Annotated in this window: 9 protein-coding genes; all 9 read left to right on the forward strand. The window is 69.1% G+C overall.

All coding sequences use genetic code 11. The annotated features are described in order from the left end of the window. Positions 1-37 precede the first annotated feature (37 nt). The 9 genes from AB4089_RS10300 to AB4089_RS10340 all read left to right on the forward strand — a co-directional run bounded on the left by AB4089_RS10300 (position 38) and on the right by AB4089_RS10340 (position 11,580). A complete protein-coding gene (locus AB4089_RS10300) occupies positions 38-1,381 on the forward strand; it encodes a sensor histidine kinase (protein ID WP_441409240.1) in 1,344 nt (447 codons plus the stop codon). After that, a complete protein-coding gene (locus tag AB4089_RS10305; RefSeq protein ID WP_441409186.1) occupies positions 1,378-2,034 on the forward strand; it encodes a response regulator in 657 nt (218 codons plus the stop codon). Before AB4089_RS10300 ends, AB4089_RS10305 begins: the two co-directional genes overlap by 4 nt. 77 nt (positions 2,035-2,111) lie before the next feature. Further along, the gene (locus AB4089_RS10310; RefSeq protein WP_441409187.1) at positions 2,112-4,130 is read left to right on the forward strand and encodes a penicillin-binding transpeptidase domain-containing protein; all 2,019 of its coding nucleotides are present in this window, start codon (positions 2,112-2,114) and stop codon (positions 4,128-4,130) included. Between the two features lie 81 nt (positions 4,131-4,211). Beyond that, positions 4,212-5,894 carry an ABC-F family ATP-binding cassette domain-containing protein gene (locus tag AB4089_RS10315; protein ID WP_441409188.1) on the forward strand — a complete coding sequence of 561 codons (1,683 nt, stop codon included), beginning with the start codon at positions 4,212-4,214 and terminating at the stop codon, positions 5,892-5,894. A gap of 89 nt (positions 5,895-5,983) precedes the next feature. After that, positions 5,984-6,757, forward strand: coding sequence for a DeoR/GlpR family DNA-binding transcription regulator (locus AB4089_RS10320; protein WP_441409189.1), 774 nt, complete (start codon positions 5,984-5,986; stop codon positions 6,755-6,757). Next, a complete protein-coding gene (locus AB4089_RS10325) occupies positions 6,754-7,941 on the forward strand; it encodes an MFS transporter (protein ID WP_441409190.1) in 1,188 nt (395 codons plus the stop codon). The genes AB4089_RS10320 and AB4089_RS10325 overlap by 4 nt, the downstream gene beginning before the upstream one ends. Before the next feature lie 105 nt (positions 7,942-8,046). Beyond that, a complete protein-coding gene (locus AB4089_RS10330; RefSeq protein ID WP_441409191.1) occupies positions 8,047-9,543 on the forward strand; it encodes a bifunctional phosphatase PAP2/diacylglycerol kinase family protein in 1,497 nt (498 codons plus the stop codon). 207 nt (positions 9,544-9,750) lie between these two features. After that, positions 9,751-10,692 (forward strand): ABC transporter ATP-binding protein, encoded by a 942-nt coding sequence (locus AB4089_RS10335; protein WP_441409192.1) that lies wholly within the window; start codon positions 9,751-9,753, stop codon positions 10,690-10,692. A gap of 3 nt (positions 10,693-10,695) precedes the next feature. Further along, positions 10,696-11,580 carry an ABC transporter permease gene (locus AB4089_RS10340; RefSeq protein WP_441409193.1) on the forward strand — a complete coding sequence of 295 codons (885 nt, stop codon included), beginning with the start codon at positions 10,696-10,698 and terminating at the stop codon, positions 11,578-11,580. Positions 11,581-11,611 lie beyond the last annotated feature (31 nt).

The following is an 11,611-nucleotide window of genomic DNA, read 5'->3' on the forward strand; positions in this document are numbered from 1 at the left end:
CGGCACAATTCCCGGCGGCACAGGTCAGGACGGCGCGATGCACGCGGGTGCGGAGCCCACCGGGGCGGCCGTCATTCTGCGCGTCCTGCGCGTGAGCCTGCATGTCGGCTTCGCCGTGCTGCTTCTCGTGGCGCTCGTCCGGTTCCTCACCGGCGGCGTCCAAGGCCCCGGCTGGATCGCCCTGTTGCTGGCACCGCTGCTGGCCGCCGTCTACCTCGTTGGCACTGTCCTGGAGAAGCGGCACTCCTCGGACCCTGCACGGTTCGATCCGAGGCCTTACTCGGGCTGGTGGCTGGGCGGCGTGAGCCTGCTCTGGCTGGTGCTGGTCTGGGCCAGCGCCGACTTCGTCTGGCTCGCCTTCCCGCTGTTCTTCCTGCAGCTGCACGTGCTCCGGCGGCGTCTGGCGCTGCCGGCGATCGCACTGAGCACCGTGCTGGTCATCGCTGCGCTCTGGTTCCACGGCGGCGGCATCGCACCCTTGGGGCAGGCCGGTGCGGGGCAGGCCGGTGGAGCGCAAGCCGGCGCGGCGCTGGAGCTGCCCATGGTGCTGGGCCCTGTGTTCGGCGCGGCCTTCGCCGTTGTCACCGGGCTCGCCTACCGGGCGCTGTTCCTGGAGGCGGAAAACCAGCGGCTGGCAGCCGTTGAACTCCGCCGGACCCGTGCCGAACTCGCCCGGACCCAGCACAACGCCGGCACCGTGGCCGAGCGCACCCGGCTGGCCCGCGAAATCCATGACACCCTCGCCCAGGGCCTGTCCAGCATTGTGCTGATGGGCCGCGCGGCCGAGAAGGCCCTGGACGACGGCGATTCCGCCATGGCTCGGGAAAGGCTCCGCATTGTCCAGGACACGGCGGCCGCCAATCTTGCAGAAGCCCGCAACTTCGTCCGGGCCCTCCAGTCCCCCGATCTCGAGAACGGTTCCCTCGTGGCCAGCCTCCACCGGCTGTGCGAGAAGACCGAAGCGGAAGCTGACGCGCGCGGTGCCGGACTGCGCTGCCGCCTTGATGTCGAAGGCCCGCCGACCGAACTCCCTGCGGCCCACCAGAGCACCCTGCTTCGGGCCGCCCAGGCGAGCCTGGCCAACGTCCGGATTCATGCGCAGGCGAGCGTCGCCGTCGTCACCCTGTCCTTCCTGGGCCCGGAAGTGGCCATGGACATCTTCGACGACGGCGGCGGGTTCGACCCGGCGGCCGTGGCCGCCCGCCCGGACGGCTCCGGCTACGGCCTGAGGTCGCTGCGCGAACGGGTGGCCGCCCTCAACGGCCAGCTGGACATCGAATCCACACCGGGCGAGGGCACTGTGGTGGCCATCCGGCTGCCGCTGGGCAACCAAGCGGACTCCACCGCTGCCGTGGCCCAAGCCGGCAAGGAGCTGCCATGAACAGCATCCGGGTGTTCCTGGTGGACGACCACCCGGTGGTCCGCGCCGGGCTGCGGGCCATGCTGGGCGATCTGCAGGGCATCACTGTGGTGGCCGAGGCCGCCGACGGCGCGGCGGCCCTGGCCGGGCTGGCGAAGCTCCATACCCTGGGCGAGCCCGCAGACGTGGTGCTGATGGATCTGCAGATGGGTGCCGGCATGGACGGGGTCACAGCTACAGGGCGGATCAAAGCGGGAGAGGCCGGCCAGCCTGCGCCGCCGGTGCTGATCCTCACCACCTTCGACTCCGACGCCGACATCCTCGCCGCTGTCGAGGCCGGCGCCAGCGGCTACATGCTCAAGGACGCCCCGCCCGAACAGATCCGCCAGGCGGTGCTCTCGGCCGCGGCCGGCGGAACGGCGCTGGCACCGGAGGTCGCGGCCCGGCTGATGGGCCGGATCAGGAATCCGGAGCCCGCCTTGTCCGCCCGCGAGATCCAATTGCTGGAACTGCTGGCCACCGGCCTGGGAAACCGGGCGATCGCGAAGCAGCTCTTCATCTCGGAGGCCACGGTCAAGACCCACCTGGTGCACATCTACACCAAGCTCGGCGTGGACAACCGCACCGCCGCAATCGCCGTGGCCGCGCAGCGCAGGATCATCCGGCGGCCCTAGCCTGTTGCGGGTCCTTGCATCACGTGACGGCGTTATGTGACAACGGGATAGTCAGTGGTCCGGGGCATAATGTCGCCATGGGGAACTCATCAAAACTTGCACTGGCCCTTGTGGGTCTTGTCCTTGGCGCCTCGCTGGTCGCCTGCGACGACGGCCGTGCCGGCGCCGAAAGCGCCGCCAAGCAGCTTGCCTCCGCGGTGTCCGCGCTCGACGTCGGATCCGTCGGCTTTGAGGGCAAGGAGTCCGGCGCCGCCAACGACCAGCTCAAGGAAATTTTCAAGGGACTTGACCCGGTCAAGCCGGCAGTGGAGAGCGGCCAACTGACGCTGGAGTCCTCTACGGCCACTGTCCCGCTCAACTACAGCTGGAAGATCGGCACCGGGGAGTGGAAGTACACCACCTTCGCCCAGTTCAAGAAGTCCGGCGACAAGTGGCTGACGGTATGGAACCCGGCCACCCTGGTCCCCGAATTGGCCGAAGGCGAGATCGTCTACTCAGCCACCCACACGCCGGCACGGGCGGACATCCTGGGCGCCGGAGGCGTGCCGCTGGTCACCTACCGGCCCGTGGTCAACGTTGGCATCGACAAGCCCGCACTCGGCGGCGCGGATCCTGCCGACTCCGCCACCAAGCTTGCCCAGCTGGTCGGCGTCGACCCCGCGGCCTACGTCCAGCAGGTCCAGGCGTCCGGCCCCGAGGCATTCGTTGCCGCCATCACCCTGCGTGAGGATGGGCGGACCGTTACTGACGGTCAGATCGGCGAGATTTCTGGTGCCCGCGCCATCCAGGGTTCCCTCCCGCTGGCACCTTCCCGCACCTTCGCCCGCGCCCTGCTGGGCACCGCGGCCGAGGCGAATGCCGAGCAGATCGAAAAATCGAACGGGGCACTCAAGGCCGGGGACACCACAGGCACCGGCGGACTCCAACAGCAGTACGACGCCCAGCTTCGCGGCAGCGACGGTATTCAGGTCTTCGCCGAGAAGGCAGGCCTCACAGCCGAAGAAAAGCAGACTTTGCCCAATGAAGGACGCCGCGTGCAGTTCCAGACTGAGACAAAAGTGGGAACCCCGCTGAAAACCACCCTGGACCCGAAGCTGCAGCAGCTCGCGGAGGACGTCCTCGCCAAGGTCGGCCCGGCGTCGGCCATCGTGGCGCTCCGGCCCTCCAGCGGCGCCGTCCTGGCGGCCGCCTCCGGGCCGGGCAGCAACGGCTACGACACCGCGATGCTGGGCCAGTACGCCCCCGGTTCGATCTTCAAGATGGTCGATTCCCTGGCCATGTTCCGCAACGGAATGACCCCCGACTCCAAGGTGGACTGCCCGTCCACCCTCACCGTGGACGGCCGCACGTTCAAGAACGCCGAGGGATACCCCGCGTCCTCCCTGGGCTCCGTGATGCTGCGCGATGCCTTTGCGCACTCCTGCAACACCGCCTTCATCAATGCCCGCGACACCGTCAGTCAGGCGCAGCTCGAATCGGCCGCGACCTCGCTGGGCGTGGCAGTCGAAGCGCCCGCGCTCGGAGCCGCCGCGTTCCTCGGCTCCGTCCCGGGAGACGCAGAAGGCACCGAACACGCCGCCTCCATGATCGGCCAGGGCAAGGTGCTCCTGTCCCCGCTGGCCGCCGCCATCATGGCCGGCTCGGTGGCCAAGGGCGCCCCGGTGGCAGCCCAGCTGGTATTGAATCCGAACGAGGGCGTCACGGCCCCCGGGGCCGGGAGCACAGCCACTGCCGGCACCGAAACCGCCGGTGCGTCGCCGACAGCGCCGCCGTCCGGTGACGCCACGCCGTCGGCCCCCGCACCGGCCGCTGCCGCCGAAACGCCGGTCACGGCAGCGGAGGCCGCCTCGCTGGCCGACATGATGCGTGCCGTCGTGACCAGCGGGCACGCCGGGTTCCTGGCGTCCGTCCCGGGTGAGCCCGTCGGCGCGAAGACCGGCACGGCCGAGTTCGGCAACGACAGCCCGCCCAAGACCCACGCCTGGATCGTGGCCGTGCACGGCGACCTCGCCGTCGCCGTCTTCGTTGAGGACGGCGGCCTTGGGGCCACCACCTCCGGCCCGCTGCTCAAGGAGTTCCTCACCAAGGCCGGCTGACGCCCCCGGAAGCAGCCCGGGCCGCCGGTCTCCGGGATGGCCGAGGCAAGGCCGCGGGAAGACCATGGGAAGATTGAACGCGTGGCTCATATTGACGTTTCGAACATCGATTACTTCCTCTCCGACGGCACCCAGCTGCTCAACGGCGTGACCTTCAAGGTCCCGGACGGCACCAAGACGGCGCTGATCGGGCCCAACGGAACGGGCAAGACCACACTGTTCCGGATCATTTCCGGCGACCTGGTCCCGGACGAAGGCGTGATCGGCCGGTCCGGCAACATGGGGATCATGCGCCAGTTTGTGGGCCAGGTCCGTGACGACTCCACGGTCCGGGACCTGCTGGTTTCCGCGGCCCCGCCGGCGCTGGCCGCCGCCGCGCGTGCCGTCGACGAGGCGGAACTCGCCATGCTGGAGCACGACGACGAGCCCACCCAAATGGCCTACGCCCAGGCGATCGTGGACTGGGGCGACGCCGGCGGATACGACGTCGAGACCGTCTGGGACGAGGTGTGCATGGCCGCCCTGGGCCTGCCATTCGACCGCGCGCAGCACCGCCCGGCGTCGAGCCTGTCCGGCGGCGAGCAGAAGAGGCTGGTCCTCGAAGCCCTCTTCGCCGGCCCCGACGAGCTGCTGCTCCTGGACGAGCCGGACAACTACCTCGACGTCCCGGGCAAGCGCTGGCTCGAGGCCAAGCTGAACGAGTCGAAGAAGACCGTGTTCTTCATCAGCCACGACCGCGAACTGCTCAACAACGCCGCCGGCCGCATCGTCACCCTGGAGCCGGGCATCAACGGTGCGGGCGCCTGGATCCACGGCGGCGGCTTCGGCTCCTACGTGGACGCCCGCGCGGACCGGAACGCGCGTTTCGAAGAGCTGCGCAAACGCTGGGACGAGGAGCACGTGAAGCTCAAGGAACTCGTCAACATGTACAAGAACAAGGCAGCGTTCCGCTCCGACATGGCCAACCGGTACCACGCCGCGCAGACCCGGCTGGCGAAGTTCCTGGAGGCCGGACCGCCCGAGGCCCTGCCGATTGAGCAGAATGTGCAGATGCGGCTCAAGGGCGGGCGCACCGCCAAGCGCGCCATCGTGGCGGAGAAGCTGGAACTGACGGGCCTGATGAAGCCGTTCTCCACCGAGGTCTGGTTCGGTGACCGGGTCGGGGTACTGGGGTCCAACGGCTCCGGCAAGAGCCACTTCCTGCGCCTGCTCGCCACCGGCGGCACCGACCCGGAGCGGGAGCACCTGCCCGTGTCCGACGTCGAGATCGCCGAGGTCCCGCACGAGGGCACCGTGAAACTCGGCGCCCGGATCCGCCCCGGTTTCTTCGCCCAGACCCACGTCCGGCCCGACCTGCTGGGCAAGACCCTGCTCGAAATCCTGCACCGCGGCGACGAGCACCGCTCCGGGCTGGGCCGCGAAGCCGCCGCCGGGGCGCTGGACGGCTACGGGCTCGCGGGGCAGTCGGAGCAGAAGTACGAGTCCCTTTCCGGCGGCCAGCAGGCGCGGTTCCAGATCCTGCTGCTGCAGCTCTCCGGCGCCACGCTGCTGCTGCTCGACGAGCCCACGGACAACCTGGACCTGCACTCGGCCGAAGCCCTGGAACGGGCCATCGACCACTTCGAGGGTACCGTCCTGGCGGTCACCCACGACCGCTGGTTTGCCCGCACCTTCGACCGTTTCCTGGTCTTCGGCTCCGACGGCAGGGTCTATGAATCCGCTGAACCCGTCTGGGACGAAAAGCGCGTCGAGCGCGCCCGCTGACCCACAGGACGACGACGGGTCCGCACCGCGTTGCTTCTGCGCCCCGCGCAACAGATGATTAAATGATCAAAAAGCATTAGCATTTGATCATGCATACTGATGAGCGGCACCGCCTGATCGGCGGACTGCTTCGCAGCCGGGAGCAGGTCACGGTGGACGAACTGATGGCCGCCTGCGGGGCATCCGGTGCCACCATCCGGCGCGACCTGGACGTCCTGGCCCAGCACGGCGTGCTGCGACGGGTCCACGGCGGCGCCAAAAGCCTGGTTTTCGGCGGCGAAAACCCCGAGTACGGCCAACGCGAGCTGGAGGACCACGCCGCCAAAGTGCGGATCGCCGCCGGAGTGGTCGCCCTGCTCCAGGACCGCGGCCACGTCTGGCTGGACAGCGGCACCACGGCCACGGAAATCGCCCGGCAGTTGCGCCAGCGCGAGATGACGATCATGCCGATGTCACTGCGGTCCGTCACGGCACTGTCCCCCGACGATGCGACTGCCGGCCGGCGCCCGGACATCCTGATGCCCGGCGGAAGCCTCATCCCCGGCGAACTGTCCTTCCGCGGGCCGATGACGGAATCCAACATCCGCTCCCTGCGCTTCGACGCCGCCGTCGTGACGCCCTGCGCCCTGAACCTCAAGGACGGGCTGCTGGCCCACGACCTCGACGACGCTGCCGTGAAGCGCGCAGGCCTCGAATCCGCGGCCCGGGTCATCGTCGCCTGTGCCGGATCAAAATGGAACGCCAGCGCCGTCGCCCTCGTGGCGCCCCTGGACGCCGTGGACACCATCGTGACCGACCGACAGCTCAGTCCTGAAGAACGTGACCAACTCGCACAACACTCGGTGGAAGCAGTGATCGTATGACCAGTACCGCAACCGTCCCGCAGCTGAAGGCTGCCGCAGGGGCCACCTTCCTTGTCTTCGGCATCAACGGCCTGGTCTTCGCCAGCTGGGCCGCCCGGATCCCCGCGGTGACGGAGATCCTGAACATCACCGCCGGGCAAATGGGAACGCTGCTGCTGTGCCTGGCGGTCGGCTCGCTGATCGCGCTGCCCACGGCCGGGTTCGTCGTCGGCCGGATCGGCACCGCGAACACCGTCCGGAGCGCCGGACTTGTGGCCGCGGCGGCCGGCGTCGCCGTGGCATTCTCGCTGATGGCCGCTTCCGTCCCGGGGACGGCGATCGCCCTCTTCTTCTTCGGAATCGGCGTCGGGTTGTGGGATGTTTCGCAGAACATTGAAGGTGCCGACGTCGAACACCAGCTCGGGCGCACCATCATGCCGCAGTTCCACGCGGCTTTCAGCGGCGGCGCGTTCGTGGGCGCCCTGATCGGCGCTGGCCTGTCCACCCTGGGCGTCGGCCTCCCGGCACACCTCCTGGTCATCGCCGCCGTCGTTGCCGTCCTGACCACAGTGGCCCCGCGGTACTTCCTGCCGCATGAGGCCGCAGAAGCCTCCACCGCAGGGGACCTGGAGGCCGGCAAGGGCGGCTCGGCCTGGCGGGACGGCCGCACGCTGCTGATCGGCGTCGTCGTCCTGGGCGCCACCCTGACTGAAGGCGCCGGCAACGACTGGATTGCCAAAGCCGCTGTTGACGGCCTGGGCGCCGAACAATCCACGGGGGCGCTGCTGTTCGCCGCCTTTGTGCTGGCCATGACCGCCATGCGCTTCTTCGGCGGCCGCGCGATCGACGCCTACGGCCGTGTGGCCGTGCTGCGCGCCAGCATGGCCGCGGCAACCGCGGGCCTCTGCCTCTTCGTCTTCGCGGGAACCATCTGGCTGGCCGCGGCCGGTGCCGTGCTCTGGGGCGTGGGGGCCGCGCTGGCATTTCCGATCGGCATGTCCGCCGCGGCGGATGACCCCAGGAAGGCAGCAGCGCGGGTGTCCGTCGTGTCCACCCTGGGCTACATCGCGTTCCTCGCCGGGCCGCCCCTGTTGGGCTATCTGGGAGATCTGACCGGCATCAGGACGGCCCTGCTGGCGATCGGAATCCCGATCCTCGTGGCCCTGCTGCTCGCCGGTGCCGCGAAGCCGCTGCCCTCGAGGTAGCAAGCCCCGCTACGCCCGCTACGCCCGCTGCGGCCTCGCTAGGCTCCCCGCTGCCGTCGTGTGTTTCCGCCTCTGGCACGCAGTGTCCGGCAGTATGGTGGTCAGATGCGAACCATGCTGAAGAAGGCTCCAGGCCGCTTGTCGACGTTCGACCGCAAACTGGTGCGCGCCGTCTCCAATCTGCCCGCCGGCGGCCACGATGAGTTCTTCCGCCGCCTGTCCGCAGCTGCCAACAATGGCAAACTCTGGTTCGGCGTTGCCGGAGTGATGGCGCTTGTGCCCGGGAAGACGCGGCGGGCAGCCCTCCATGGGCTCCTTGCGCAGGGCGTGGCATCGGCCGTGACAAACCTGGCGTTCAAGACCCTCCTGCCCCGGACCCGTCCCCTGCCCGAACACCTTCCGGTGTTCCGCTTCGTCAACCCGCAGCCGACGAGCTCATCGATGCCCTCGGGCCATTCCGCCTCCGCGGTGGCCTTCGCCCTGGGAGTCGGCCTGGTCCGCCCGGCGCTGGGGGCGGCGCTGGCCCCCGTCGCGGCCGGCGTGGCCTACTCACGGGTCCACACGGGGGCCCACTGGCCCTCGGATGTGCTCTTTGGTTCGGCGATCGGCGCCGGGGCGGCCATGGTGACGCGGAAATGGTGGCCCGTCCGGCCGCCCTTCCCGGAAACCCGCCGCAGTACAGTCCGTGCCGAGGAACTCCCGGACGGCCAGGGACTTTGCATCGGGATCAATACCCTCGGCGGGTCCTATGCTGACGAGACCGTTGCCACCCTGCAGAAGACATTCCCCAAGGCGTATATAAAGGAAATCGGGCAGGACGAGTCCGTTGAGGCCGGCATCGCAGGGATTGCGACCCGGTCGGGCATCGAGGCCCTGGGCGTCTGGGGCGGCGATGGCACCGTGGGCGCCGCAGCGGCCGCCGCCGTCGAACATTCCCTTCCGCTGCTGGTGCTCCCCGGCGGGACGCTGAACCACTTCGCCCGCGACGCCGGGACGCCCACCTTGATGGCGGCGGTGCAGGCGGCCTCAAACGGCGACGCCGCCGTGGCCGACGTCGGCCACGTGAGGGTCGAACGAGGGCTCCCCGACAGCCCGGAGCACCTCGAACTGACCATGCTCAACACGGCCAGCATCGGCCTCTACCCGAACCTGGTCCGCCGGCGGGAGCAGCTCCAGCCGGCACTCGGAAAACCCCTGGCCGGAATCGTGGCGATGCTCCGGACCTTCGCCGCCGGCACCCCCACCAGCCTGGTCGTCAACGGCGTGCGGCACCGGCTGTGGATCCTCTACATCGGCCGCGGCCGCTACTACCCCCGCGACCACGCGCCGCTCGTACGCCCCGTGCTCTCGGACGGGGTCCTGGACCTGCGGATGATCACCGCTGATGAGCCGTTCGCCCGGCTGCGGCTGCTCTGGGCCGTGCTCACCGGCACCGTGGCCACGTCCGGCATCACCCACCTCAGCGAAACCGACCGAATCACCGTGGAACCCGGAAACGGGCCCATGGTCCTCGCCGTCGACGGCGAGGTGGTGCCGGGGGTGCGGAGCGTGGAGATCACCGTCCGGGGCGGCGCGCTGACCTATTACTCGCCCCTCGACTGAGCCCGGGCAGACCCGCGGGCGGGCCCGCCAGGCCTCCGGCCGAACGTCGGGGGCCGGGGGCGTCATCCTCCCGGACTACCCTGATTCGCCCCTGAATCATCCCTGAGACCGGCGAAAACCGCCGGCGGTGTCGGTAGCGTGGGGTGCAGACGGGCCCGTGATCGCGGTGACCCGGACATATCTCCCGCTACGCAAAGGAACGCTTCCATGATCGAAGCACGAGGCCTGACCAAGGTTTACGGCGACAAGACCGCCGTCGCCGGTGTCAACTTCACCGTCGAAGCCGGCCGGGTCACCGGCTTCCTGGGGCCGAACGGGGCCGGAAAATCCACCACCATGCGCATGATCATGGGACTGGACCGGCCGACGTCGGGCTCGGTGACCGTCAACGGTGCGCCCCTGGCCGACCACGCTGCGCCGCTGCGCGACGTCGGCGCGCTGCTGGACGCCAAGGCCGTCCACACGAGCCGCTCCGCCTACAACCACCTGCTCGCCATGGCCGCGACGCACAGCATCCCCAAAAAGCGGGTCCACGACGTCATCGAGATGACCGGGCTCGCTGAGGTGGCCGGGAAGAAGGTCCGGGGCTTCTCGCTCGGCATGGGCCAGCGCCTGGGCATCGCCGCCGCCCTCCTGGGCGACCCGCAGACCGTCATCCTGGACGAGCCCGTCAACGGTCTTGACCCCGAGGGCGTGGTGTGGGTCCGCAATCTGGCGAAGTATCTTGCCTCCGAGGGGCGCACGGTCTTCCTCTCCAGCCACCTCATGAGCGAAATGGCCGTCACGGCGGACCACCTGATCGTGATCGGCCGCGGGAAGATCATCGCGGACGCCCCGATCCAGGAGATCATCACCGGGAAGGGCCAGAGCCGCGCGCGCGTCCGCACCGACCAGCCGGACCGGCTCATGCAGCTGCTCGCCGGCGCCGGCGTCTCGGTGGAGGTCCAGGAACGCGAGCTCCTCGAAGTCACGGGCCTGGACCCGCGGCAGATCGCCACCGCAGCCCTGGATAACCACGTCATGATCTACGAACTCACCCCGCTGCAGGCCAGCCTCGAGGAGGCCTACATGGAACTGACCAAGGATGAGGTCGAATACCACTCGCTGATCACCACGGGCGCCGTTCCCGTCGAAGCCGGAGGCAACTAAGCCATGAGCTCCACAACCGTTGAATCCACGCCCTCCCGCGGCGCCGACACCTCCGCCCAGCGCTCCGGAAACGGCACCAGTTCCGGCCCCGGCCCCAGCTTCCTGAGGGTCCTCAACTCCGAATTCATCAAGTTCCGCACCCTGCTCTCCACGCTGATCCTGCTCGGCTCCACAATCGTCGTCATTGTTGGAATCGGCGCCCTCGCGGCCTGGGGCATCGGCCAGGCGCTGCAGGCCTCCGGCTCGAATCCGCAACGTTCCGCGGCATTGGCCGCCCAGGGCGACATCGCGGCATCGGCACCCAGCGCGGGGATCTCGTTCGCGCAACTGATTCTTGGTTCCCTGGCCGTGCTGATCATCAGCTCCGAATTCACCACGGGAATGGCGCGGTCCACATTTACCGCCGTCCCGAAACGAATCCCGGCCTTCGTCGCCAAACTCCTCGTCGTCGTGGTCTCGGCGTTCCTGGTCACTGCCGTTTCGCTCTACCTCGCCGGCCTGGTGGCGGTGCCGATCTTCGACCAGTACGGCCACACGCTGGACGTCTCCAGCGGGCAGTACTACCGGACCCTGCTGATCAACAGCGTTTATGTTGCCGCCGTCGCAGCGATCGGCATGGCCCTCGGCGCCCTGATCAGGAACTCCGCCGGCGGCATCATGAGCCTGGTGGGCATCTTCTTTGTGCTTCCGATCGCGCTGCAGATCATCCAGGGCGACTTCGTCAAGGAACTGCGCAAGTTCATCCCGGACAACACGCTGGCACCCATGACCGCCGCCGAACATCTCCCGGACACCCTGGAGGCCTGGCAGGCCGGCCTGGTGCTGGGCGCCTGGGTGGTCATCCCGCTGCTCCTGGCAGGATTCATGCTCAAGAAGCGGGACGTCTAGGCCGGCGCCACGCGCCCAGCGCCTAGGCTCG

The organism is Arthrobacter sp. 2MCAF15 (assembly GCF_052115605.1).
Taxonomy (GTDB): Bacteria; Actinomycetota; Actinomycetes; order Actinomycetales; family Micrococcaceae; genus Arthrobacter.